Origin of the sequence: Pseudomonas fluorescens (assembly GCF_902497895.1) — a bacterium.
GTDB lineage: Bacteria > Pseudomonadota > Gammaproteobacteria > Pseudomonadales > Pseudomonadaceae > Aquipseudomonas > Aquipseudomonas fluorescens_BP.
Window position 1 is genome coordinate 44,225 of the sequence record NZ_CABVHQ010000021.1, and the last position, 26,484, is coordinate 70,708.

Annotated in this window: 20 protein-coding genes, 1 tRNA gene and 1 pseudogene; 7 read left to right on the forward strand and 15 right to left on the reverse strand. The window is 55.1% G+C overall.

All coding sequences use genetic code 11. From position 1 onward, the window contains the following. Positions 1-13: 13 nt before the first annotated feature. From F8N21_RS12975 to F8N21_RS13010, 7 genes are all read right to left on the reverse strand, one after another. Positions 14-961: a DUF535 family protein gene (locus F8N21_RS12975; protein WP_150642519.1), complete on the reverse strand. Its 948-nt coding sequence runs from the start codon at positions 959-961 to the stop codon at positions 14-16. Positions 962-968: 7 nt separating this feature from the next. After that, positions 969-1,955 carry a glycosyltransferase family 2 protein gene (locus F8N21_RS12980; protein WP_150642520.1) on the reverse strand — a complete coding sequence of 329 codons (987 nt, stop codon included), beginning with the start codon at positions 1,953-1,955 and terminating at the stop codon, positions 969-971. Then, entirely contained in the window at positions 1,952-2,476 is a 525-nt protein-coding gene (locus tag F8N21_RS12985; RefSeq protein WP_150642521.1) for a serine O-acetyltransferase, read from the reverse strand. The genes F8N21_RS12980 and F8N21_RS12985 overlap by 4 nt, the downstream gene beginning before the upstream one ends. An 8-nt stretch (positions 2,477-2,484) precedes the next feature. Beyond that, positions 2,485-3,441 carry a glycosyltransferase family 2 protein gene (locus F8N21_RS12990; protein WP_150642522.1) on the reverse strand — a complete coding sequence of 319 codons (957 nt, stop codon included), beginning with the start codon at positions 3,439-3,441 and terminating at the stop codon, positions 2,485-2,487. Between the two features lie 93 nt (positions 3,442-3,534). After that, positions 3,535-4,626 (reverse strand): glycosyltransferase family 4 protein, encoded by a 1,092-nt coding sequence (locus F8N21_RS12995; protein ID WP_150642523.1) that lies wholly within the window; start codon positions 4,624-4,626, stop codon positions 3,535-3,537. A gap of 119 nt (positions 4,627-4,745) precedes the next feature. Next, entirely contained in the window at positions 4,746-6,191 is a 1,446-nt protein-coding gene (locus F8N21_RS13000; RefSeq protein WP_150642524.1) for an FAD-dependent oxidoreductase, read from the reverse strand. A 233-nt stretch (positions 6,192-6,424) separates the two neighbouring features. Continuing rightward, positions 6,425-7,801, reverse strand: a complete 1,377-nt coding sequence (locus F8N21_RS13010) for an oligosaccharide flippase family protein (RefSeq protein ID WP_150642526.1) — start codon at positions 7,799-7,801, stop codon at positions 6,425-6,427. A gap of 92 nt (positions 7,802-7,893) precedes the next feature. On the opposite strand from F8N21_RS13010, the gene F8N21_RS13015 reads away from it, so the two are divergent. From F8N21_RS13015 to galE, 3 genes are all read left to right on the forward strand, one after another. Next, a complete protein-coding gene (locus tag F8N21_RS13015; RefSeq protein ID WP_150642527.1) occupies positions 7,894-9,420 on the forward strand; it encodes an O-antigen ligase family protein in 1,527 nt (508 codons plus the stop codon). Positions 9,421-9,425: 5 nt separating this feature from the next. Further along, a complete protein-coding gene (locus tag F8N21_RS13020) occupies positions 9,426-12,110 on the forward strand; it encodes a cellulase family glycosylhydrolase (RefSeq protein WP_191624304.1) in 2,685 nt (894 codons plus the stop codon). 88 nt (positions 12,111-12,198) lie between these two features. Beyond that, positions 12,199-13,176 (forward strand): UDP-glucose 4-epimerase GalE, encoded by a 978-nt coding sequence (gene galE, locus F8N21_RS13025; RefSeq protein ID WP_150642529.1) that lies wholly within the window; start codon positions 12,199-12,201, stop codon positions 13,174-13,176. A 44-nt stretch (positions 13,177-13,220) separates the two neighbouring features. On the opposite strand, the gene F8N21_RS13030 is transcribed toward galE, so the two are convergent. The 6 genes from F8N21_RS13030 to F8N21_RS13055 form a co-directional block, all read right to left on the reverse strand. Then, entirely contained in the window at positions 13,221-13,952 is a 732-nt protein-coding gene (locus F8N21_RS13030) for a CpsD/CapB family tyrosine-protein kinase (protein WP_224788213.1), read from the reverse strand. A 68-nt stretch (positions 13,953-14,020) separates the two neighbouring features. Further along, positions 14,021-15,586: a GumC family protein gene (locus F8N21_RS13035; protein WP_150642531.1), complete on the reverse strand. Its 1,566-nt coding sequence runs from the start codon at positions 15,584-15,586 to the stop codon at positions 14,021-14,023. 20 nt (positions 15,587-15,606) lie between these two features. Further along, positions 15,607-16,719, reverse strand: a complete 1,113-nt coding sequence (locus F8N21_RS13040) for a hypothetical protein (protein ID WP_150642553.1) — start codon at positions 16,717-16,719, stop codon at positions 15,607-15,609. Positions 16,720-16,745: 26 nt separating this feature from the next. Further along, entirely contained in the window at positions 16,746-17,312 is a 567-nt protein-coding gene (locus F8N21_RS13045) for a polysaccharide biosynthesis/export family protein (protein WP_150642554.1), read from the reverse strand. Positions 17,313-17,711: 399 nt separating this feature from the next. Next, complete coding sequence (locus F8N21_RS13050; RefSeq protein ID WP_150642532.1) at positions 17,712-18,929, reverse strand: MFS transporter; 1,218 nt, start codon at positions 18,927-18,929, stop codon at positions 17,712-17,714. 79 nt (positions 18,930-19,008) lie between these two features. After that, a complete protein-coding gene (locus F8N21_RS13055; RefSeq protein WP_150642533.1) occupies positions 19,009-19,395 on the reverse strand; it encodes a hypothetical protein in 387 nt (128 codons plus the stop codon). Between the two features lie 31 nt (positions 19,396-19,426). On the opposite strand from F8N21_RS13055, the gene F8N21_RS13060 reads away from it, so the two are divergent. After that, positions 19,427-19,503, forward strand: a tRNA-Met gene (locus F8N21_RS13060). Between the two features lie 217 nt (positions 19,504-19,720). On the opposite strand, the gene F8N21_RS13065 is transcribed toward F8N21_RS13060, so the two are convergent. Together F8N21_RS13065 and F8N21_RS13070 are read right to left on the reverse strand one after the other, a co-directional pair. Continuing rightward, positions 19,721-20,839, reverse strand: coding sequence for a glycosyltransferase family 61 protein (locus tag F8N21_RS13065; protein WP_150642534.1), 1,119 nt, complete (start codon positions 20,837-20,839; stop codon positions 19,721-19,723). Positions 20,840-20,911: 72 nt separating this feature from the next. Then, a complete protein-coding gene (locus F8N21_RS13070) occupies positions 20,912-22,066 on the reverse strand; it encodes a hypothetical protein (RefSeq protein ID WP_150642535.1) in 1,155 nt (384 codons plus the stop codon). A gap of 259 nt (positions 22,067-22,325) precedes the next feature. On the opposite strand from F8N21_RS13070, the pseudogene F8N21_RS13075 reads away from it, so the two are divergent. From F8N21_RS13075 to ggt, 3 genes and pseudogenes are all read left to right on the forward strand, one after another. After that, positions 22,326-22,541 (forward strand): annotated as a pseudogene (locus F8N21_RS13075) (DNA polymerase V subunit UmuC); the annotation flags it as partial. Between the two features lie 349 nt (positions 22,542-22,890). Continuing rightward, positions 22,891-24,453, forward strand: a complete 1,563-nt coding sequence (locus tag F8N21_RS13080; RefSeq protein WP_150642536.1) for a sensor domain-containing diguanylate cyclase — start codon at positions 22,891-22,893, stop codon at positions 24,451-24,453. Positions 24,454-24,618: 165 nt separating this feature from the next. After that, positions 24,619-26,463: a gamma-glutamyltransferase gene (gene ggt, locus F8N21_RS13085; RefSeq protein WP_150642537.1), complete on the forward strand. Its 1,845-nt coding sequence runs from the start codon at positions 24,619-24,621 to the stop codon at positions 26,461-26,463. The last annotated feature ends 21 nt before the right edge of the window (positions 26,464-26,484 follow it).

Consider the following 26,484-nt stretch of genomic DNA (forward strand, 5'->3'; position numbering starts at 1 on the left):
ACTCTCTCTATAATCAAATATCGACCTGATGAGTGCTTGTATTCGCTGCATGACTGCCTCTTAATACCCTGTCTGTTTTTTTAAAAACATCATCAAGAAGCTCATAACGCCTGCGGTACATGGCGCGTTTTTTTGAAGGAATATCATCAAGCGCCTTCTTGGACAGGGCCATGGGAATTTCAAAAAAGTCTTCGCGCTCTGACGGAATCGCTCCATGCTCCAACCATATGACATCATAATTAGCCGCCAGGTCTTGAGCTTTTTGAGCCCCAAAATACGGATGACGATGATGACGATATCCATCCCCTATTGCATAAATCTTTTCAACACCCACATTTCTTGCAATATATTTAATAGCTTCGATCAGAAAACTTCTTGGCCGCAGGCCTTCAAAATCTTTTGTCAGCCCTCTATAAATATCCAAAGACCTGTCACTCTCCACGCCTTTGTGTATCCCTTGAACTGCACCGATAAAAATACATAACTCAACCTCCGTACGACACAAGGTAAAGGCTATTGATGCAATACGTAAATCACCCTGAAACAAATTCAGCACCAACTCTCCTTCCCGCATAAACCATACCGGACGGTCCAGAACCAAGGAACAACCAACAGAGCACGCCGACAGGTCACTCAACATCAAGCTGTCATTTCGTCCCAGAAGTAATAAACGCGGACAGCTTTTTGTGACCACTTCGTAATGCGAGGCCAAGACACTAAGTCTGTCCTGAGATCTCCAGCACCTACTGATGTACGGCCAATGAACAACACCAAGACAATCACTTCCCAACTGCTCAAAACGGGTCTTGCCCAAGGCATTGGTCATACGCCACAAAAACAACTTGAGCTCGGACCAGTTTCTTGCCATTAAAATGAGCAATCTAAGTTTGTTATTCAACGCTCTAAAAGAATACCCTGCATGCAAAAAAAACGCGCTTCTTAATATCAGCCGATAATTCATAGTCGTCTCACTTGTATTCGATCAACACCGTCTTGCCGGCGCCGAATCTGTTCAACAGAAACTTGACTTGCCCGAGCATCTCGGGAAATTTTCCCAGCACCAGAAAGAAAGCCTGCAGCCAGTTTTCGCGCGCTGATCTATCGCCCCGGCGAGCCAAGCGCACCACCTGGAGTGGATAGACCAGCAGCAGAAGCAGCCCAAACCATCCCAGCATCAAACTCGCGATAATAGTCGCCAGCGGGACACCCAAGCCCCAGAGCCAAGCACGGCGCGACTCACGTAGCCAATGTTGCTCCGGTGCGGCCCCATGCAAAAATGCGCCCTCGGCAAAGGCATGGCCACCACGCAGGGTACGCTGCCACCATTGGCCGAATCGGGTCATGGCCGCATCGTGCAAGGTCATTTCCTCAACCAGACGCCAGACCTTCCATCCAGACGCACGCAGACGCACACACAACTCAGGCTCTTCCCCGGCAATAAGATCCGCTCGAAACCCGGACACTGCGGCGAAGGCGTCAGCCCGCATCAGCGCATCGCCACCACAAGCCTTGGCCTCACCTATCGGCGTATCCCATTCGAGATCACACAGCAAGTTATAAATCGAGCGCTGTGGAAAACGTTCCCGGCGCCGTCCACAGACCACCGCAACCGTAGGCTGCGCATCAAGAAAGGCTTGTGCCTGGGGCAGCCAGCCACTGACAACCTCGCAATCACCATCGACAAACTGCACATAACGCATCGCCGGTAGCAAGCGTTGCGCGCTGGCAAACCCTTCATTGCGCGCGCGCGCAGCCGTAAAGGGAACCGCCATGTCCAACTCGACCACCTCGACCCCAAGCCTCTGTGCCATCTGCACTGAACCGTCCGTTGATCCAGAGTCGACATAAACAACCTTCTCTGCCGCACCGACCAGCGTAGCCAGGCAACGCTCAAGCCGTAGGCCTTCATTGCGACCAATAACAACGACCCCAATACCAGTGGCCTTGGGGTTCATGAGCATTCCCTTGCTTCTGCGCGCTGCCTCTTCTTGATAGTCGCAGGCACGCCCACTGCCACCGAGTCGTCCGGTACATCTGTCAGCACCACGGCATTGGCACCAATCACGACATTGTTACCAATGCGGATATTGCCCAGCACCTTGGCCCCTGCACCGATATCAACATTGTTACCCATCACCGGGGCACTCGGCTCATCCACATTCTTTAGCCCCACGACCACGCCATTGCGGACACGGCAATCATCGCCGAACTGCGCATAACCACTGATCACGATACCGCCGAAATGATCAATGACGAAGTTGCGCCCGATCACCACCTCGCACGGCAGCTCGACACCCGTCACGATCTGGACCAATTTGAAGAGTACTTTGTATATAAAGGAGAGCAACTTGCGCAACAATGCTGGGCGCACACCGTAGCGCCAGCGCCCAAAGCGATAAACCAGCATCACCCAGAACCCCTGAGCAGCCCAATCACCAGCGTGTGCACGCAAGTCCGCACGTATATTTTCGAACATAAGTTGACCTACCGTGTTGGTTGGCTAGCGAATTTGGTATCGCGCAGCAACGCCCAGGTATCACGAGCATGCTGCCAACACGCCCCTATGGCGGCCCAGCCGCGGCCTTTCAATAGAGCCTTGAGCGCCAGAATCAGATCACCCATGCTCACCAGTAACATATGTGAGGCCAAACCAAGTAGACCGTGGTGCTTGCGGAAGTACAAAAGCTCGCTTTCGATTTGTAACGTGGTTATCTGTCGACTGACCACATTGAGTTCGACAACCGACTTGGCACTTTCACCGCCGATATGCACCACCGTGGTATGCGGGTAGTAAACCACCTTCCACCCGGCCTGTTTAACGCGTTTACAGTGATCGACCTCCTCGTAGTAAAGAAAGTAGCGCGGATCGAACAAGCCAATCTGGTCGATTACTTCACGGCGGATCAGGTAATAGCACCCAGGCAACCAGTCGCACTCACGCACCGAGGCATGATCCCAGGCCATGTCGTCGACCATTTTCACCCCAGGGAAAAAGCGCCCGAGCCCTGTACGCGCGACAAAGACATTCAACGGAGTCGGAAAATAGCGACAGGAGGGCTGCAAATCACCCTCTCGCCCAACCAACCGAACGCCGAGGACACCGCAATCAGGGTGAGCCTCCATGTAGTCGAGGGTCTTGCTCAGGGTATCGGCAGCAACGAAGGCATCGGTATTGAGGAGCAACGCGTACTTGCCCTGCAGGTGTTCAACCAGTTGATTGTTGGCACGACCAAAACCAACATTATTTTCATTGGCAAGCAGAAATGCCTCTGGACAAACCGTTGCCAGGCACTCCAGCGAGTTATCGACAGAGGCATTGTCCACCACTAAATAGCGCGTTCGATCCGCAGTAGTTGACTCGTGCAATGCGTTAAACATGGGCTGCAGCAGAGTCGCTGTATTGTAGTTAACTACCAGTACATCAAGGGGTGCACTAATCATTAGATTGCCCCCCCCAAAAGTGCTGAACTCTCATTGCCGAATTACAAAATAATTTATAAATCAACATCATTCAAGCTCCGCTTCAAATGACCGCTATTCAGCCGAACTCCTCACACACGCATTATTAAGCGCCGTTTCAAATAATTTTGCAGAGTTCTCCCAAGAACTTGAAGCCACTGTTTGACATGCCCTCTCTGAAACCGCACGCCACCCCAGCTCGTCTAAAGTCAATAGCCGTTCAACACCACGGGCCAAGGCGACAGCATCATCAATATCGGCCAGCACGCCGTTCTTAAAGCAAGATATTGCTTCTAACGGCCAACCCGTACGCGTTGAAACTACCGGCGCCCTACATGCCATCGCTTCCATCGCCGTTAAATTAAAGCCTTCACTCCGGCTTGCTGCGAGCCAGACATCACATTGCGCATATAAATCTCGAATACGATCTTGATCGGGAGAAAGATAAAATTCAAAATTCGCTGGCAGCTTGAAAAAACCACTAGGAGGGGCATTTCCAAAGACTATAACTCGAAGTTTTGAAAATTTCTTCTCGAGCAAAGAAACTACCTGAAGCGCAACATCAAGCCCCTTAAATGGCGCTTCATGATATAAAAACCCGATGGTTGGGCAACGCTGTTTTCCCCTCGGCGCGGAAAAGAATTGCTGATGATCGACACTATTCCCCACCACGCTAACATCAGAGTCGCCATACTCCACGCTCATGACATCAGCCAACCACTTCGAAATGGTTATCTTATGCAAAGGCATTTTATACGTCGCCATAACCCTATCCACCGGGCAATCAGGAAACACTTCATGCCCCTGCACAAAATACACTTTTACACCCTTGGCCTGACCTAGAGAACTCACCCACTCAGCCGTTTCCCACCAGGTTGCAATTACAACATCTGCATCTGGAACATCCGAATCCAAAACAGGCCTGTATCTTTCTATCACCCGGTGATCAAGACCAAGACCATCTAAATGAGATGGACTTTTCTCGCTTATCGGCCACCCCTCACCCGTGATAAAACTTCTCATCTTCCTATGTAGCGGAACAGGAGATGCAGGCGGGGAAACGAGTGTCACATCATGCCCCATTTCAGACAATGCCTTAGCGTAAATTGCAACGACGCGAATCCCTCCAGACAGGCCCACCACCGGCAACACAAAAGTCACTTTCATTAGACCACCTCCAAACTCCCTGAAAACAAGCCAACTACCTTGCTATCCAACTACCTCCAGACGAACATCAAACAGGAAAAACCACTACTCCACCACACCAAGGCAGCCTCTCAAAAACACTAACTTATATTATTATTCAAATGTTCAGCCAACCTCAGAGCCAACTGAAGGATAGGCATGGTGGGATTGCTGGCACCGCCTGTAGCAAAAACACTACTTCCAGCGACGTAAAGATTTTCAGTGCCGAACACTTTGCAGTTTTCGTCGACCACCCCAAACTCGGGCGCAGTCGCCATCCGCGTGGTCCCCATATGATGAGCATGGGGACTCACTTTCAGTGGCAAAGAGATGTCATACACGCTCTCATCCAACTTGACGAAGCCAAGCCCTGTTTCGGCAAAACGCTTTGCCACTTCGAGCCCTATGGCCTTAATGGTGTGCCTGTCCTCAGGGCTTAGTTCCCAATTGATGTTGACCTTGCCCATCCCTAATTCATCCCGTTCTTCGAGCAACGAGATGCGGCTTTTCTGGTTGGGAAACTGTTCAATCAACGTGCCAATTACCCCATCCCCCGGACAATTGAACTTGGCAATAAAATCGATCTTATGCGCCCCGCCTATTTCACAGGTGAGATTCTCGAAAAAGCTCTTGATTGCGGCGGTTCGCCCATAGGTTTTCACTTCGGACACCAGCGAAGCAGACACATTCCCCTTACCTGACCAGTGCTCCTTCACAAATGCATCGGTAGTGAAGAACTGTCGAGGCTCTCTACTCTGCCCCTCACTCAGAATGAAGGTACCCATATCGATATTCAGGTGTTCCATGAAACAACGACCGACGAAACCATCCCTGCTTACGATACCGCCAGCTACCAGGGACTCACTGTTGAGCAGTTGCCTGGCATTCTCGATCGCGCCCGTCGCCAGAATGAAGTATTTTGCTCTGACTCTTTCTCGGAGCCGGTCGTAATCAGACACTACTACAGCCGCTATGCGGCCGGTCTTGTTATCAAACTCAAGATCGACGCAGTTGCAATTGATGAAGACATCAAGCCCCTCGGTCTCGCGAAGATCCTTGGCATATTTTTGTGCAAATCGCGTCGGCGGACTGAGCAAGAAACGATCAGCTTCAAATTCGCCGCCGCGCAAAGCAGCATTAATGGTCTTGAAGCCCGACTCCAGCGGAAGATCCAAAATATCCATGGCCCCCGGCAGATTACGCTCGATCTCGGAAAACGCTATGGGCCAACCGGGCAAGCTACCGGGAGGGGGCACGGTAAAGTCGGATGGCTCGAAGGGTCGGCAACGCCCGGCCCAGTGATTGGAGGTGCCGCCAAGAAAGCGCAAGCGCGTTGTCTCAACGTAGGCATTGAGGCCTGACGATGAGCACTTGTAGAGAGTTTGCGAGCGCTGCGAATATTCGTGCCCGCCCCCCTCGGCAAGCATCACGCGCCAACCATACCCGGCCAAACGCAACGCCAGCGTGATGCCGGCCGGCCCACCCCCTATGATGCAGAAGTCATATAGTTCGCGGAGCTCTTTCTGTGACTGGTAATCTTTTATCATGCTCGCGTTTACCGAAAATGCTGGGCAGGCAACACCCACCCATTGATAACAACAAACTCGGATTTAACAGCAGAAGGCCGGGCAACGACTCTGGAAAATCCAAAGGTCAGCCCCCCCACACTCAATAGGGCGCACGCCCGGAGAAGGCCTCTGCGACCAATCAAAGAGGTATTCAAATCAAGTTCACTCACGATTCAAAGCTCCACGACGTTGAACAAGAGACAGAGATCAAATCAAAGCCATTTGGCAAGGCTCAACACTAACGCTCCACACAAAGCCCCTACCCCCAACATGGGCAGCACCACCAATTCACGCTTGATATCGAACAGACCCACTTGACAATTGACATACACAATCAGGACAAGCGTAGGAAGCGCATGCAGGGCAACCCCCCAAATCGCATAATTCACCCCGCCAATAGCCAGCAACAGAGGCACTAGCACCCATAACGAGATAATGCGAATAATGTTATCCATGGCTTGGTACTTTGTTAGCCCCAAGGCCAGCCAAACTTGATGCGCCACCGTGAAACGTAATATGAAAAAAGAAAGTGAAAGAATGGCCATCATGGGTCCGGCAGCGGCATAACGCTCATCGTACATCCAGCCAATGATGAGTGGACTGATGGTCAGGAACAGTCCGCAGACAAACAGCAAGGCAAGATCGACAATCAATCTAATGCGGTAATACAAAGCGCGGAGCCGCGCGGTGTCATTACTCCTTGCGGCCTCGCTGAAGGCCGGCAGGGCCACGGCCCCGGCCAACTTTTGCACTCCGGTTTGAACAGCCCCCAGAATCAGTACGGCAATGGAGTAGACCCCCAGTTCGGTGGCCGACATGCTGCCGCCGAACCAGATGCGATCACCATACATGGCCAATACTCCCACTGCCGAAGACAACAGTATCCAACGGCCGAAGACGACTAACTCTTTGAGCGCAGCGCGGTCCCACTGTAGACGGTTGGGCGGGCCCTGAAACCAGAGATGCCCAAGAACAGTACCGACCATAGCCGAGACCAGACCTGCAGCCACCAGCGACCAGATAGACCTGGTGAAGTAACCGATGCCGAGCATCACCAGCAGGCCGGCAAGCTGGGCCGCAAACTCGGCGAGCACCACTTTCTTTTGCTGGAAAGCGCGAACTGCCACGTCGATTTTAGTCGACTGGAAACCATAGATGATCGCGGAGAAACCGGTAAAGGCCAACACGAGCGGCAACTCCGGTGCGGCATAGGTGGAACTGGCCGACCACAGATTGATGACTTGCGCAAACCAGGCGGAGCCCGCGATCAGAAGCGTCGAAGCAAAAAGGACAACGCCACGCAGGATCTGCACCGTCCAGGCAGTATTGAGAAACACCGGATCGTCGCCACGCGGGCTCTGGATAATGTTCTGGCGCAAACCGACATCGGAAAGCAAGTGGAGAACCACCGAAACGGTGGTGGCGATGACCATGATGCCGAACATTTCCGGCATCAGCAGGCGGGCCATTATCAGGTTGCCGCCCAAGCGAATTGCTTGAGACGCAACAAGGGCACTCAGATTCCATGCCACAGCAAATATCGCTCGCCTGCGAAGGCTCAACGATGGCGATAATTCAATTGAAGGCATAACATCGACCCCTGACTCCATGGCATGCAAGTGACTATAGCCTCAATTGGAAATGCCACTAGCCGTCACTCACCAATGAATAAGAACAACCCATGCCTGAGCACTTTCGCGCGTTAATCGTCATTCTGGTTCTTGCCGGCGTCGTTTTTGCCTTTGCACGCCGCCCAGCAGCAGACCTGATCCCGTCCAGCGACTTCACTCGCCGCCGCGATCTGTGGTTCGCATTGACGCTACTGGCCTTTGTCTCGCACAGTTTCTGGGTGTATGCGGGCATTACCGCTATCATTTTGACCGTCGCACGACAACGCGAACGCAACCCCATGGCGCTGTTTTTCCTTCTGCTGTTTCTCATCCCACCGGCCCCGGCGCAGATTCCCGGCTTCGGCCTGATGAACTATTTTTTTGCACTTGACCATATTCGCCTGCTCACATTGTGTGTGTTGTTACCGGTTTTTTTCACGCTATGCAGGCGAGCAAGCACACTGACGTTCGGACGCTCCTGGCCTGACAAACTGCTAGCGGCCTACCTCTTGCTGGCGAGCGTGCTTTACCTGCGCGAAACCACGCTGACCGACACTTTGCGCCAGACGCTCTACCTGTTCATCGACGTTTTTTTGCCTTACTACGTCGCCAGCCGGGCACTGAAGGAACTCAGCGACTTCAAGGACGCTCTGTTGGGCTTTGTACTCGCCGCCATGGTGCTGGCGCTTATTGGTCTCGTCGAATTTGCCCACCATTGGCTGCTGTACAGCGCGCTGATCAGCGCCCTGGGCATGAACTGGGAAATGTCCGGCTACTTGAGCCGTGGTGGCTCACTACGCGCCAGCGTCACCACCGGCCAGGCAATTGCACTGGGTTACGTCATCAGCGTGGCCATCGGCTTTTATCTGTTCCTGCGCGAGAGTGTACGCAGCCGACTGCAGCGACGCCTCGGCGCCCTCTTGCTGGCCGCCGGCCTGTTTGCACCGCTGTCGCGTGGCCCCTGGATCGGTGCTGCCACCATCATCGCCGTGTTCATCGCCACCGGCCGTAGCGCCTTCAAACGCCTGATACTGCTGGCGCTCGCCGGAGTGCTCGCCCTTCCCTTGCTGGCCATCGTGCCCGGCGGGCAAAAAGTGCTTGAGCTGCTGCCGTTCATCGGCACGCTGGAAACAGAGAACATCACGTACCGGCAGCGCTTGATTGACAATGCAGTGATCGTCATCCAGCGCAACCCCTGGCTGGGTTCTTTCGATTACCGCAACACGCCTGAAATGCAGTCCATGATTCAGGGCCAGGGCATCATCGATATCGTGAATACCTATATCGGCTTGGCGCTGAATATCGGCCTGATCGGATTGACGCTATTCGTGGGTTTTTTCGCCACTGTGCTGCTCGGCATCCGCACGGCGATGCGTTCGTTCCCCAACAAAGACGATGAGGCACGCCGACTCGGACGTGCGCTGTTCGCGACACTGGCCGGGATACTGGTGATCATCTTTACCGTTAGCAGTATCACGGTAATCCCCGTGGTGTATTGGTCGGTGGCTGGACTGGGCGTGGCCTATGCTCAGATGGCGCGCAGGCTCAGGCACACTGAGACTGCAAGCATTGCGAGTGTCAACCTTCAACCCCGGTAATGCTCATGGCCACTTTTTTTCGCCGCACCCAGATGCTGCTCTTGGCTCTCCTGTCCCTTGCTATTTGGCCTTTTAGTACCTGGGCGTCGGACTGGGTCGCCAGCGTGGATGAGCACAGCGGCCTGCCAATGCTGGTGCGCGGCGGCAGCCCTGTAGTTTCTTCTTCATTCACCTTTTGGGGAAGCGACTGGGCGTGGACGCCTTTTCCGACCGCATTCAAAGTGAACACCCCCTATAGTTACTCCCTGACAGGCCAGAACAAACCGCTGGATTTCGACTTGACTGCGCAGGTTCAGAAGGAAGACCAGCAGAAGTTGACTTGGAACTTTGCCCTGGATGCACACAGCATGAAGCCGGGCGTGATGGGCGGGGGCATCGTTTTCAAGTTCGATCCTGCCCTTTTCGCTGGAGAAATGGGTGAGCCGGTTTTGCTACCCGACAACCGCGGCTGGTCGTGGGGGAATGCACAAGGGAGACGCCTCGAAATGCGTTTTGAGCCTGCACTGGCGAGAGTGTACTTTGAACCAGGTGATAGATCTGAAGTGCGTGCTTTTTTCTACAAAAACACGATCAAACCCGGCCGCCAAAATTTCAAAGCCACCTTGAGCGTGTCTGGCGATGTGGAGCTCGGCCCAACCACTACCGAGCGCTTCGGGCTGGTGGACCCGAAGAGCTGGCCGAGTGACAAGCTCGACTGGAATACTTCGCCGGTCGATCTGTCCTTTCTTAACGCTCACGAAAGACCAGCCGGCAAGCGCGGCTTCGTCAAAGCATCCGGCGAGCAATTGCTATTCGCGGACAACACCCCGGCGCGCTTCTGGGGCACCAACCTGACGTCCTATACGCTGTTCCGCACGCCAGACGATGTCATCAAGCAGCAGGCGAAACGCCTGTCGGCACTCGGTTTCAATCTCGTACGACTGCACCACCATGACTCCCCATGGGTGAGCCCAAACATCTTTCGCGACAGCAACCTCACACATAACACCCAGCAACTAAGCCCGGATTCGCTGAAAAAAATTGACTGGTGGATCAAGTGCCTGAAAGACGAGGGCATTTACGTATGGCTCGATATGCACGTCGAGCGAGCCCTCACTGCAAACGACAACATCTATGGCTTCGATGAAATGCCAAAAAATGACCATAACAACGCCGACCTCAAGGGCTATGCGTATGTAAATATCACCATTCAGCAGGCGATGAAGCGCTTTACCGAAGCCTATTTGACCCATGTAAACACCTATACCGGCCTCGCCTATAAAGACGATCCGGCGATCGCCGCCGTACTGATCACCAACGAAAACGACGTCACCCAGCACTTTGGCAACGTCCTATTGCCAGACAAACAAGTGTCAAAGCACAACCAGGTCTACATGGCCGAGGCCGAGGCCTTTGCCAGACAGCACAATCTATCCACAAGCCAAACCTGGCGCTCTTGGGAGCCTGGCCCCGCCAAGCTGTTCCTTAACGATCTGGAGCGACGTTTCAACGTAGACATGATTCAGCACCTACGTAAATTAGGCGTGAGGGTACCCATCGCCACGACCAGTAGCTGGGGCGGCGATGGCCTAAGCTCCCTGCCGGCCCTTACCGCCGGCGACCTGATCGATGTCCATAGCTACGGGGGCCTTGGGCAGCTAGAGAAAAACCCGCTTACCAGCGACGGTTTACTGAACTGGATTGCTGCCGGCCAAGTCGCAGGCAAACCCCTGACCGTCACCGAGTGGAACATTGAACCCTTTCCGACACCCGACCGCCACTCGCTGCCACTCTACATGGCCGGCACCGCCAGCCACCAAGGCTGGGATGCGCTGATGCAATATGCCTACAGCCAGGAGCCGCTAACCGGCGGATGGATAAATGCCGACAACTGGCACGCCTATAACGACCCTGCAATGCTGGCCACCCTGCCTGCCGCCGCCTTGCTTTATCGCCGCGCAGACGTTCGCGAAGCAAACACGACCTATGTCTTCGCGCCGACGCCAAGCACTCTATTCAACCAACTTATAACACCGGCCAACGCTGCTCTACTGCGCACAGCCATGGAGAAAGGCAAGCTGCAAATCGCCATGCCACAGACGCCGGAACTGCCTTGGTTGCAACAGGGCATTATCTCGAGCAATGCTCAGGTGTTTCAGGACCCTGACCAGTCGCTGCTGGACGCCAATGCCAGCGAGTCCACGACAGACACTGGAGAGCTAAAGCGCAACTGGAAACAAGGCATCTACACCATTGATACGCCGCACACCCAGGCAGCAACCGGCTGGATCGGCGGCGAGTCGATCAGTCTTGGCAACATCCAGGTTCAAGTGAAGACCGCCAATGCCAGTGTGGTGGTACAAAGTCTGGACGACGCGCCTGTCGGCCGATCGCAGGATTTACTGATTTCACTGGGCACCCGCGCCATCCCCAAAGACGACGACAAAATACCTTTTTATGTTGAGCCCCTCGAAGGCACGCTAACAATCCAGGCACCGCAAGGCTTGACACTTTTCACCCACGGCACCCTTGCGCAAACGAAGAAGTTGCCCGCCACCTACCTGGATGGACGCTATACGATCAAGTTCGACGGCTTGCAGGCGTCTAATTGGTTATTTTTGAAAAAAAGCGTCCCGCAAGCTACAGCCTCAGGCGACGGACAGCCAAGCCCCGCCCGTACAGCATCATCCAGCGCACCGGCGACTCAATAACTAACCTGTCTTTTTTAAAATAATGGTCAAGCGGATACGCTGACGTTCCAATCTGCGCTTACACAGCAACAGTTTCCAGGAGAGCAGGATGAATTTTTTGGTTGTTGGCGGCGCAGGCTATATCGGCTCGCACATGGTTAAGCAGTTACTGCATGCAGATCACGAAGTGGTGGTGGCAGACAACTTTTCCACAGGCCACCGCAGCGCAGTGCCGGGCGGGAGATTGGTCGAACTGGACATAGCCGACGCGCAAGCCTTGGACGTCTTGTTTGCCGCACAACACTTTGATGGCGTGTTCCACTTCGCCTCATTTATACAGGTGGGCGAGTCCGTGACTGAGCCTGCCAAGTATTACCAAAATAACGTGGCCGCCACCCTGACGCTGTTACAGGCCATGGTGCGTGCGGGAGTTAAAAACTTCATTTTTTCCTCGACCGCCGCCGTCTACGGTAACCCGGTGTATGTACCGATCGACGAGGAGCATCCCAAGGCCGCGATTAATCCTTATGGTCGCAGCAAGTGGATGGTGGAGCAGATGCTTGAAGATTTCGACCGCGCATACGGGCTGAAATCGGTCTGCCTGCGCTACTTTAACGCCGCCGGAGCAGACCCTGAAGGACAGTTAGGTGAACGCCATGAACCGGAAACCCACTTGCTGCCCCTGATCCTGCAAGCCGCCTCCGGTCGGCGTCCAACCATCACCGTCTATGGCCGTGATTACGACACGCCTGACGGCACTTGCGTTCGCGACTACGTCCACGTTGTCGATCTCGTTGCAGCTCACGCACTTGCCGTGGATTATCTACTGGCAGGCGGTGCAAGCACGGCGTTTAACCTCGGTAACGGGCAAGGATTCTCAGTACAGCACGTGATAGACATCGCGCGCCGCGTGACCGGCCAGGATATCGCCGTCAGCGAAGCACCACGTCGCGCTGGCGATCCACCACGCCTTGTGGCCGATCCCCGCAGGGCCAACACATTACTTGGCTGGCAACCGCAATTCGGTTCACTTGAACAGATAGTGGCGCACGCCTGGAGTTGGGAGCAGAAGCACCCTTGGCACTGAAAATCGGCACCAGCGAATAACGCCGAGCGCCTAAGGGTGACGCTCTAGTAGTAAGAGCGGTTTGGGGGCTCGGCCTTGTTCAGCACCGTGCCAATCAAATTGGCTGTCCCCAGATGATGCAGGCTTTCCTCGATCTCTTTCTTGCTATTCATGCCGTTAGCGACCACAAGCAGAACGCAGTCGAATTTAGGCAAGACGGTAATCACATCATCCGAGCTCAACAACGGCGGCAAGTCGAAAATAACGATACGTGAGTTGTAGCGCTCGCGCAGATCAGTAATCAAATGGCTCACCGTGGGTGATGACAGCACCTCAGTGGAGAGAGGAATCGGTTCACGCGTCGGCAGGACCACAAAGCGCGGTAAGGTCGGGTTGACCAGAACCTCTTGCAACTCCGCTTCATCGGCCAGCAATTCATTGAGCGACTTTTCCATCGACAGACCCAGGCAGGCGCCCACTCTCGGACGACGCAAGTCGAAGTCCACCAGTAACGCTGTCTTGGTTGTGTGATGCGCGATACTCATTGCCAGGTTAATAGCCAACACCGTCTTGCCTGCCTCCGGAGTCGGAGAGGTGATGGCGAGCGTGCGCCAGCCATTTTCTTCCATGACTTTCAGAACTTGCGTACGCAGCAGATCGAAAGCCCCGCCCATTTTCGAATTCTTGTTGTAAGCCACAATGCGGTTGCGCTCGAGATGCTCTGGCCGCAAAGGTTCAACCTGGGTTTGAACATAACTGAGCGCATTCAGACTTGTAGACTGCGCCGTCGGTGTCATGGCTCTTGACGAGGTCTGTGGCTCGGATTTTTCGGTATCGGGCTTGATTATTTCCATGGCGATATTCCTTATGCAAACCGGCCCAGAGCTTTAAACATCAGAAGATCCAGAGGCATGTAGAGGAAGTGCATGAGCACCAAAAGGATCGCGATCATCGCGACACCACACACGATCAGCCGCGTTCGCCACTGCTTGCGGCGTGCCAGTTCAGCCTTGGTGTGAATGTAAGGAATGGTAACCAATACACGTCTACCCAGCACACTGGCCAGGGCTTCAGCACCGCGCACACGCTGACTCATCATCTCGAGGAGCATCACCAGTGCGCCAGAGCCCAATGGGGCGAGAACAAAGCCCATGGCAACCACTTTTTTACGGTTTGGCCTCACCGGCTTTTCGGGCATCAGCGGCGACTCCAGAAGAACAAAACGCTCGGCTTTGTTTTCCTGTTCCAGGCTTTCTGAAATTTTCGCACTCATTTCCTTGGTGCGAATCTCCTCATATTTTTTACGCGCGTTTTCATGGTCACGCATTAGCGTGACCAAGCCGCGCTCGACTTGCGGGGTCTCAATAATTTGCGTCTCGTAGGCTTCTATTTTGCTGAGTATTTCCTGCTTTTGATCGGTCAGCGACTTGATACGTGCTTGTGCGGCGGCGATCCGGGCCTGAGCCTTGGCAACGTCCAGACTGACCGGACTCGCTGCACCACGAGCGCCACCTTTGCCAGCCTCAAGTGCAGCAATTTTGCGTTTGACGGCACGCACGTCGGGGTGGGCTTGCGTATACAGCGACAGCAACCTGGTGTACTCCGCTTTGAGGCTACCCAGATCCTGTGGTTTATCAGCTGCCGTACCGGGCGCTCCAGGCTTGGTCGCTAGCCCGGCATTCGCAGCGGAAAGCTCCAACTCATTGAAGCGCAACTCCTCACGGGCTGCTTTGTAGTCACGGTCGACCTCTTTAAGCTCGGTTTCGGCGCGCGACAACATACTCATGCGCAGCTCCTGATGCTCGGGCAGCGCGTTGCTGTGTGCCTGCTTGAAGTCCGCCAACCGGTTCTCCAAGGCTTCCAGTTCCACCCTGAGCTTGTCCGCCTCCTGCGTCAGGAACTCTGTGGTTTCACTGGCGCGTTCGGTGCGCTGCTTGATGTTTTCATCCAGAAACAGCGTCACCAGCTCGTTGGCAACTTTGTTCGCAATCTCTGGCTGCCTGTGCTCAAAGGAAAGACGGAAAGCAATCGTCACCTCTCCGCGCCCCTTAACGGCAGCACTGACCAGGGAGACGGTAATCGCATTGCGCATTTCATCGATCTTCTCGGTAACGCTCAACTGCCTGCTTTGCGAAGCGAAAAGATTGTATTTGTCGATGATCCCTTCCAGATGCTCACGGGTCATCACGCGCTGGCGAATGACTTCGATGCGTTCATCGGCAAAGGTATTGTTGTTCGCCGCCACCAGGTCAGGCGAAATCTGCTGAGACTCGACCAGAATAGTGCCGGATGACTCATAGGTGGGCGGGAGAGAGAGCGCGACCGCCACGCACACGCCAAGTATGACCGCGAAACTCAGAATCAACAGCAAGGCGCGGTGCTTGATGATAGCGATGTAGTCGTTGACCGACATTTCGTATTCAGAGGTCATAATTATCACAATGCTGAGTTTCAGAGACCGGGATAACTATAAATCAGGGTCAACCCGACGACATTTGCACTGGCATCCGGCAAGCCATCTTGCTGGCGTTCTTTGTACGTGTAGGATAGGCGCGCATTCCAAAAAGGCGAGAGCTCTTGACTAAACCAGGCACCTAAATTACGCAGGGTATTAGGCGTCTGCCCTTTAGAGTCTTGCCATGCGGCATCAAAACCGGTGCGTCGGGTCTCATCGATGGAATAACTCCATGTACCCCTCAGGCTATCAACCTCGACGAACCCGCCGTCCCCGCTGGCAACTGTACTGCGACCGGCGTCGATGCTTGCATCAAAACGCTCACCGGTATATTGCAACGCAAAACCGCCCTGGCCAGTGGGGTCGCTATCCGTACCGGAGACTTGATTGAGACCCGCGTAGACCGTCCCCTTAAGTTTCTCGGAGAGCTGGACATTCAAGCCAACCGTGGGAGTGTAGCTGTTCGAGGAAGCCACCGCAGATCCCTCCGGTTCATAGCGCCTCACGCCAAAACGGGTGAACAGCTCGACCCGCTCACTCCATGCATAGTTCCAGCTAAAGCGGGTCGCCAGCTCGTCATAGTTGATCAGTGAATCAATATCGTAAGTGACATGAGTGTAGTCAGTCTCGTTAACCAGGGTACTTCGCTCGCTGAGAGCAGAACGCCAGTTGGCGCCCAGCGAATAAAGCTTTTGCGTGCCATCGGGAGCAACCACGCCGGTTTCCTGAACCGCAGTGGAGAGCGTAGAGCTCTCTTCGTATCTCGCCGTGAGTCCAAAACCACCCGTTTCGGTCTCGCGCTGCCACCCTAACTTTAATCTGGGATCTTCACGGTCCGAAACGATGGACGTATCAGACGAACGCACGACATTCAACCCGAGACCGAACTGGAACTCATCCTGCCCGGAAGTACCCACGAGGCTGTAATCGGGGGCGATGATGGTACGGGTCACCCCCTTCTCACCACTGGTAAGAAGCAGTGGATTGCTGTCGTACTCGACAGTCGTAGGCAGCGCTATTGCCGATTGCCAAGTGGCAGCATAGGCCATGCCGGAATACGGCAGGCTCAGTATTGCAGTCGCAATACCGGTTGTTCGCAACAGAAGCAAGATAATCCCTAATGCATTGCGCAATGTTATGGCACGATCAGCGTATCGCCGGCCTGCAGTTGAAAATTGGTGGACATGTCATCCCCGGACATCAAATCGTCGTAATGGACGGGCAAGATCTCTTGTTTAGCTCCATTGCGGCGCACGACCTTGATCTCATCCACTTTGGCGAATTTGTCGAACCCGCCCGAACCGCTCAATACTTGCAGCACTGCCGTTGGGCCTGACATCTGCACGGGGCCGGGCTTCAGCACTTTGCCCTGCACATAGACAAGATTGCCTGCAGTGCTCGTGATGACAACACTGACGTCCGGATTGGGATCGGATATGTATTTTTTAAGGCTGGCAGCGATTTTCTTCGCGACTGCAGTGGCATCGAGCCCCGCAACATCGATTTGCCCTGCCAGCGGGAAGGTAATGTTGCCGTCGGGAAGCACCTGCGCTTCCACATCTTTCAGTTTCTCATCGCCCCAAACGGAAACAGTAATGGAATCACCCGGATTTAGCCGGTAAGCCGCGGGTTTTTCGTCGGCACTGGTAACGCTGGGCAAGACCACCAGCGCGCAGAGCACAGGTAATAACAAACGCAACATAGGGATCCCTCCGACTAAGTAGCAGGCAAGGAGTTTCACATAAAAACGGGGCGAAAGCACTCCCTCTCCTTTGACGCCAAAGAAACGATCAAACAGCAATCGCCTCGCGCTTCCTGGCGGCCAATTTCCGCCGATGCAACGCACCCGCAACCAGAAGGACAGCCCCGGGCAGCGGAACAGTGGCATCCAGGGAAACCTTGAAAAAGGCTTACCGTTTCTAGTGAAATACCGGTGAAACTCAACAATGGGCACAACTCAATTCAACTGTGTGGGCTTGCCCGCGAAGACGTCGTCTCAGCCAACAAATGTGCTGAACCTACAACCGCTTGCGCGGACAAGTCGGATCGCCGCAGCGCCGCTCCCACAGGTATCGTGTTTCACTGCAGATCTGCGGCAGCCTCACGCCTTCCTGGTTCTTGGCAGAAAGATCGCCAAGACCCCCAACAGCGGCAAGAACGAACACAGGAAGTACACGTATTCGATGCCATGAACATCCGCCAGATGCCCAAGCAGCGCCGCGCCAATCCCGCCAAAACCGAACATCAAGCCAAAGAATACTCCGGCGATCATCCCGACGTTACCCGGTACTAGTTCCTGAGCGTAGACCACAATGGCCGAAAATGCCGAAGCCAGGATGAAGCCGATCAGCACGCTCAGCACACTGGTCCAGAACAGGTCCACGTGCGGCAGCAACAAGGTGAACGGCGCCACGCCGAGGATCGAGAACCAGATCACCGCCTTGCGACCGATCCTGTCGCCAATCGGCCCGCCGAAGAAGGTCCCCGCCGCTACCGCGCCGAGAAACAGGAACAGATGCAGCTGCGAGCTGGCGACCGACAGGTCGAACTTCTCGATCAGGTAGAACGTGAAATAGCTGGTAAGGCTGGACATATAGAAGTACTTGGAGAACACCAGCAGCCCGAGTACCACCAAGGCACTCAACACCCGCCCCTTGGACAATCCATGGGTCGCCGCCTGGCCTTGCTTGAGTTTGAAAAGACTCAGGTGGTTGGCGTACCAGTGGCTGATGCGATAAAGCACGAACAACGCAAAGACGGCGAACAGCCCGAACCAGGCCACGTTGCCTTGACCGAACGGAATGATGATCGCTGCCGCCAGTAGCGGTCCGAACGCCGATCCAGCGTTACCGCCGACCTGGAAGGTCGATTGCGCCAGACCATAGCGCCCGCCGGACGCCAGTCGGGCGACCCGCGAAGCTTCCGGGTGAAAGGTCGAGGAGCCGATGCCAATCAACCCCGCCGCCAACAGAATCAATGCAAAGCTGCCCACCTGGGACATCATCAGGATCCCGATCAGTGTGCAGACCATGCCGGCCGGCAACAGAAACGGCTTGGGATGCCGATCGGTGTAATACCCGACCCATGGCTGCAACAGCGAAGCGGTGAGCTGAAAGGTCAGCGTGATCAGGCCGACCTGAGTGAAGCTCAGCCCATAGTTGGCCTTGAGCATCGGATAGATCGACGGCAGCACCGACTGAATCAAATCATTGATCAAATGTGCGAGGGCCACGGCACCGATGATGCGCATGACCAGCGGGTTGGTTTGTGCGGCGGTAGAAGCCGGGGCCGCGGTGGTCTGAAGGTTACTGATAGCCATAAGAGTTTCCGTACAACAGATGGATGCGCACATGCAGGTGCGACAATGTGCCATTTTTCAGTGCGGCAAAGCCATCCCCTTAGCCTGCTAACGACTTCAGTTTTGCTCCGCCGGGGAGATATCCGAACGCCATGGTCTGGATCTTGCCGTCTTTATCCGCTTCAGCGCGGGGGCCGTTGAAGAACAGGCCTGCACCGTCGATGAAGTCAGCGGTAATATTCAACAGGTCGATCAAGCGGCCGTGCGCCTGCTCGAAGGCGCGCGAGCGCAGCCGCCACCTTGGAGCCAGGGCAGCAAGGCGCTGAATGAGAATACCGGGAGGTTTCGCCTGAGTTGAGAAGCTGCCGGGCCGCAGCAAGAACACGCCCGCAGCGCTGCCAGTACCGTCTACCACCCACGCTGACCGAGGGTTTTCTATAAACAGTTGATAGTGTAGATAAATTTTCAATAAAAACGCTTGACGCATTTCCGTTATCGGCGAATAATGCGCGCCACTTGGCTACATAGCTCAGTTGGTTAGAGCATAGCATTCATAATGCTGGGGTCCGGGGTTCAAGTCCCTGTGTAGCCACCAAGTACCGATTCATAGATGTCTGCAGCAGTCTATAAATCACCTCAAGAAGCCCGCCTAGTGCGGGCTTTCTTGTGTCTGGAGCCTTCGCTTTGTCGCTCCATGTCCCCGGACAGCCCTCGCCACTCAATCCATCCGCCGCCCTATCGTAATGAGCGCGGCACTGACGCCTTTTTCAGCAGAATCGGGAAGTCTTTTTCAGACTTTCCCCAGGCAGCCGTCATGATGGGAACAGGTCCAGTGTGCGCTCAACCTCTTGAATGTCGATTTTGAAGCCATCGCCCTCTGGCGTTCCGACCACAAAGCCAAAATTCTGGTTGTCGCGATCCGTCAGGTACTTGTAGTAGCTGACGAAACGGTTCGGTGGCTGCAGTGCCAGCAACGAACCACCCGGCTGGAGTACATTGACACCATGTACGAGCTGACTCCCTTCGACCCCCATCACGGTCCGCGCTCCGGCACAGGTCGCCACTATGGTCGGGACATCGGTTTTCAAAGGATCGAGTATGCGAAACCCCCTGCTCTTGTGCAGATGTTCAGCGAGCTCGATTTCATTGCGCAGGAAGCGTAAGTCACCGTCGCCACCCCGGAGGATGAACACGCCAGGGTGAGAGGCATAACTCACGTGCGACAGTAGCTTTTCACCCATGGCACGGTAACGTAAATGCCTGCTTCGATTGTTGCTCATATCGTCGAATAGCACGAGCTCACGAAAAAACGCACTGTGCAAGCGGACCGGCTTCATGCCCAACCAGTCCTCATAGGCGGGCGCCTGGGTAAATAGAGGAAACATGGCGGATGGTGCGGTGGTCACCGGGACTCCTTCGTTGCATGCCAATGAATAGGTCACGCAGTCTTCCATCAACCATGTACCAAACCATGTATTTCCATTTTGCGTGCAGTAGACGGCCCCGCGCTCGATCTCGTTTTCCACGAAAATTCGCGGAAACAAACCAGGTTTGAGAGACAACCAGAGACTTGCTTTGTCCTTGTAGAGCGCTCCATCGATCAGCCAGACATCCTTGATCAGGTAGCCACGCGTCGGGCCTTGCTTTACGTTGCCCAGCCCTTCTATTGTACGAGCGGGATGCTCGAAAGGATAAAAGCGCTTCGCTTCCCATCCAGTCACACGTTCCATTTGATTGGGCAGGAAGAACGCCGGCGGAGAATGCGATATCTCACCCGACGCAATATCCCAGCTTTTCACCGCCAAGTTTTTTAAGTTGATCTGCGCTTTCCATGCAAGCCTTTTTCTCGCCATATGTTTGTAGGCGGCAAGGGTCCATTTTTTTTTATTGCGAGCGCTCGAAGTGCTTATTTGCGAGACATCGCTTTCCATGAAAAGTCCTCCCTGCGGCACAGGGTCAATAGTCGCGCGAAGCGCTGTATTTATTTCAGTCCTGGAAATGACTCAGCTGGATGGAATCCTTTTCATAATGGGTGGGCTCTGCAAATTGGCGTAGCGACTACGCAAGGTTTCGAGAAACTCTTCGCCCGAGCCTTTGGCGCAATAGAGATAAACTTTGTGCAGCCCGCCAAATACCATTTCATGGTAACGGTGGGCGACCTCCTCATCGCTCGGCCCGTCCGGCAAGCCAAGGTGGAGGGTCAATTCCTTTCCTTCGACAGCGAAAAGCGGTGTCTCCCAGAGGAATTTGGCTCTACCTGTCTTGGGCAACCGGACAAACATATAAGCGTGGTTTCCCAAGGAATCAATATCGCCGCCGCGCCTTCTTTTCCATTTCAGAAGTCCGTCATCTGGCCGTGCCAGGCAAAGACCGATGTCGTAATAATCGAAGCCATTATCTATTGCCCATTCAAGTGCCATGAAGGTGGTAATCGAGTTGACTTCGCGCAATCTTTTGGCATCTGAAAAAACTGCCTCGGTATATCCGAAACGTAGCGTGCTCCAATAGCGCTTTCCGTCGCGTGTTATTACGCAGCCAAGGTGGCATCCAATAACCTCGTCCTCCAGCATGATCAGATCGAGCCGGCCCACAGTCTTGGCTATCCTCAGCACATCCTGCGTGGGAGAGTGCGCAGCGTGGATACCTTGCCTTGCCTCGGCATAAGGACGAAGCATTTCCCTGTCTGCCTTTTCAATTTCTTCATCCGTGAGCGTCTGAATCATTCGATAGCGCGGTCGGTTCTTGCGAATATTTCGACGCAACTCGCTATCGTATCTTGCGGTGATATCCTCGATGGATCGCCCCAGCGGTACGACAGCACTCAGGTAGATGGGTACATACAAGGCCCCCGAGGTCGGCACTTCACTGACCACTACCACATGATTCGACGCGGCAGGTTCCGGTTCGCCGTCGGTCATAGGCGAATTCCCCTGGGACTTCCCCCCTATGAGACGCTTAGCCATCTCCCGCTGCGCTCTCCTTCCGATATAGAGGATTTCGTAAGGACTTTCCTTCTGCAGTCTGAACCTGGCAATTTCCCAACGCCAGAAACACGCACGGCCAAGGATGTCTCGCAACCAGGTTGAAGCGTTTCTTATCTCGTACCGTATTGAAGGAGGTATGAGTTTTCGGATAACTGCCGCCAAGATCTCTTTCATTTCTTCGAAATCCTTTGAATTGTCTGTTGATAAGATCAGAGAAAGATCAAGGCGAAACTTCAAGAGGCGCGCTAAAACCTTGATATGGAAGACAAACTTTATAAGGTAACGTTCTTACATTTAGTAACTATTAAAGATCAAGGTAGAGACTTTGCAAGCGACATATTGGTGGCGCCAGGCGTATATTTTATGACGCCATTTTTTCCTCTCAGGCCTGAGAATCATGAGCGCGATGAGTCGCCACCTCAGAGGTGTGCCCGACAGCTTCATGATCGCCCGGAGCTACGATGCCAAACCGTTCGGGAAGATGGGCGAGCCGGCCGTGGAGGTGTACAGCATTGACGAGGCGTTTGCTGATCTTACCGGCTTGGACGAGTTGGGCCGGCGCATTCGCAGCCAGGTGCTGCGCTGCACTGGTATCCCGGTCGGCGTCGGCATTGCCAGTACCAAGACCCTGGCGAAGCTGGCGAACCATCGACGTCAATCAGCCTGACTATGGCTCATAATGTGTAAACCATGTCTGCGCACATGTGTAAAAACCATGTGTCCAGTCCGTACACAATACCCAAACCAGCCCACTAAAGTCCGTCCGAAACGGAGGCTCCCCCTAAGGGGGGGAGTCTCCGTTTCGGACGGACTCAATCGATAAAAAACATGCGGAAAATCAAGGTAGACCGTTTTTTTATGCCTGGAGAAAGGTAAAGCGCCCTGCCTCAGCGTTGATGATGCATAGTCGCAAGCAACACGTCGCAATAAGTGGCCAGGTAAGCCGCTAAAAATGGCAAGGGGATGGATCGCCATTTCATCAGATTCCAGGGAGTGTCATGCCGCAACCGTCTTTAAAAACTCGTATCGCCGAAACCCCACCCACCGAAAAAACTGAGGCCAGACTCAAGGTTCGAACTGCAATTGTTTTTCTGCTGGCGGTATGTCTGTCACTGGCGGCCGTGGCTATCTGGGAGAGCTGGAGCTCCCGCCAATACCATTTGCGTGACAAAGAAGTCGCGATGTCTAACCTTGCACAGACCCTGTCATCGCAAGCGCAGGCGTCAATCAAGCAAGCCGACACCGTGTTGTTCGGCCTGGTAGACCGTCTCGAAATCGATGGCATGGACCACGAGCAGATTCCCAGACTGCAACGCTTGCTCAGTGCCCAGAGCAACGAGCTGGCCCAATTGCACGGCTTGTTCATCTATGACGAAAAAGGCCGGTGGGTAGTGAACTCGAACGGGGTCATCCCGCCAGACGCCAACAACTCCGACCGCGAGTATTTTATCTTTCATCAAGAGCATCCGGATCGCGGCCCGCATATCGGATCTTCGATAAAAAGTCGCTCGACGGGCGAATGGATCATGCCCGTGTCGCGCCGGATCAATCACCCTGATGGCAGTTTTGCCGGGGTGGTGCTGGCGACCCTGTATCTCGACCATTTTCTTCGGCTGTATAACAGTATTGATATCGGCGCTAACGGCGTGATCAGTCTGATATCAGCCGACGCCAGAATCGTCATTCGCCGCCCCTTCAAGGAAGCTGAAGTCGGCACCAGCCTTGCCGGTGCTCCACTCTTCACTCAACTGTTGCCCAAGGGCCCTTTTGGTTCCGCAATCGACAAGTCCTATGTGGATGGCGTCGAGCGCGTGGTGGGTTTTCGCCGAGTCGATGATTATCCGCTGATCATTTTTGTCGCGCTCAACAAGGACGAGGCCCTCGCGGGGTGGCGACAGGCATCGTTACTGAGTGCGGCGATCGTTACTTTTCTGCTGGTGATTCTGGGGCTGCTCGGCTATCGACTGATCAGGCTCATGAAGCAACAAAATCATATCCAGAACCAATTGCTGGGCGCTCAGGACAAATTGATCGAGGCCAATCGGACGCTGGAGTTGTTGGCGCTGGAGGATGCATTGACAGGGCTGGCGAACCGGCGTCAGTTCGACCTGTTCCTTCATGCGGAGATGGGCCGCGCCAGGCGCAGCCAAGGGAGTCTTGCTTTGCTGTTGATCGATGTCGATCACTTCAAGCGCTTCAATGACAATTATGGACATTTGGCCGGGGACGACTGTTTACGCACCATCAGCGCGATCATCCGGCAAAATATCAAACGGCCCGGTGATCTGGCGGCGCGTTATGGCGGCGAGGAGTTTGCCGTGGTGTTGCCGGGCACTGACTATGTAGGGGCATTTCTGATTGCCGAGACAATCCGCCACGCCGTTCAGCAGGCAGGAATCGAGCACGATGAAAGCACCGAAGGCACGGTCACGGTCAGCGTTGGCGTCGCCACCTGCAGCCCGACATCGCTAGAGTTACCCGACGACTTGATCGGCGCCTCCGACAAAGCACTCTACGTCGCCAAAGCCAGTGGCAGGAATATGAGCGTTATCGCTAACTGACTGGCTCAACTACCTGAAGCAAAGGGTGATCGCTGACCATCCCGAAGACTGGGAAAGTCGCCTCGCGCGTTGCACCTGCCACTGTCGGCCGATACATTCCCCCTCACGCGGTCACACCTGCCGGCTGCGCTCGACACCTTTTTTCCAACGGACGGAGTGCCCCGCGTGTTCTCAGCCTTCAACTTGCGCCACTACCGCTTATCTGTGCTTTCGCTGATAGCCGCCGCACTCACCCTTGCCGCCTGCAATGCCCCGCCTTCCGCGCCCTCCGGCAACGACCTGGCGGTGGCCCCGGAACTTGCTTCGGGTTATCGGGGCGATTTGCGCACCCAATACGCCTCCCGACACATGGCAGCGGCGGCCAACCCGCTGGCGGCCGAAGCCGGTCGTGAGATGTTGCGTCAGGGTGGCTCGGCGATCGATGCAGCGATTGCGATGCAAGCGGTACTGACTCTGGTGGAACCGCAATCTTCGGGCATTGGCGGCGGTGCACTGATCATGCTCTGGGACGGTAAAACCGTGCGAGCCTATGACGGTCGCGAAACCGCGCCGGCGGGAGTGACCGAAAAACTCTTCCTGCAAGCTGACGGCCAACCGATGCCGTTCATCCAGGCCCAAATCGGCGGTCGTTCGGTCGGTACGCCGGGGGTGCTGCGCGCCCTGGAGCTCGCCCATAACCAGCACGGTCGTCTGCCATGGGCACAGTTGTTCGAACCGGCCATTCGCCTGGCGGAGCAAGGCTTTCCAATCTCGCCACGACTGCACGCGCTGATTGCCGGCGATCGCGCCCTGCCCCGCTCGCCGGACATGGCCGGCTACTTCCTGAACGCTGATGGCAGTCCGAAAGCCGTCGGTACCCGGCTGAAAAATCCGGCATTGGCCGCTGTACTTCAACGGATCGGCAAAGAAGGCCCCGCGGCCCTTTATCAAGGCCCGGTCGCTGAAGAGATCGTCGCCAAGGTTCAGCGCCACGCCAACCCCGGCAGCCTGTCGATGAACGATCTGCAAGGCTATCGCGCCAAAGAGCGCACTCCACTGTGCAGCGACTACAAACGCTGGCAAGTTTGCGGCATGCCGCCACCCTCTTCCGGAGGCATCGCCGTCGCGCAGATCCTCGGCACCCTGCAGGCCCTGGAAAGCCGCGATAGCCGCTTTGCCCTGCCACCCCTCAAGCCAGTCCCGACCAGCACCACGGCCGGCATGGAACCGGCGCCTGAAGCCGTCCACCTGATTGCCGAGGCCGAACGCCTGGCCTATGCCGACCGCGGACTTTATGTGGCTGACTCGGACTTCGTCCCGGTGCCACTCGCTGGCCTGGTCGCCCCCGACTATCTGGCCGCTAGAGCCGCCTTGATCGGTGAGCGCAGCATGGGCCTGGCCAAACCCGGCAACCCGGCTGGCGTCCAGCTGGCCTACGCGGCAGACCGCTCGCCGATGCGGATTTCCACCTCACAAGTAGTCGCGGTCGACGACAAGGGTGGTGCCGTGTCGATGACCACCACGGTGGAAGCGGCCTTCGGTTCCCACCTCATGGTTCAGGGCTTTGTGCTCAATAACCAGATGACCGATTTTTCCTTTATCCCAGAGGAAAATGGCCTGCCGGTCGCCAATCGCGTCGAACCCGGCAAACGCCCGCGCTCTTCCATGGCCCCGACGCTGATCTTCGATCGTCAGAGCGGCGAACTGGTGGCCACCGTGGGCTCCCCGGGCGGCTCGCAAATCATCGAATACGTCGCCAAGTCCGTGGTGGGCCTGCTCGACTGGAACATGGATCCGCAAGCCGCCATCAGCCTGCCCAACTTCGGCAGTCGCAACGGTCCGACCGAACTCGAGCAAGGGCAATTCAGCCCGGCGCTGGTGCAGGCACTCAAGGATAAAGGGCATGAAGTGAGGCAGATCGACATGACCAGCGGCACCCAGGCCATCGTCCGGGTTCGTGATGCCCAAGGCAAAGCCTCATGGGCCGGCGGTGCCGATCCACGGCGTGAGGGTGCAGCGTTGGGGGATTGATTTCAATCTCACCTCAGGCGC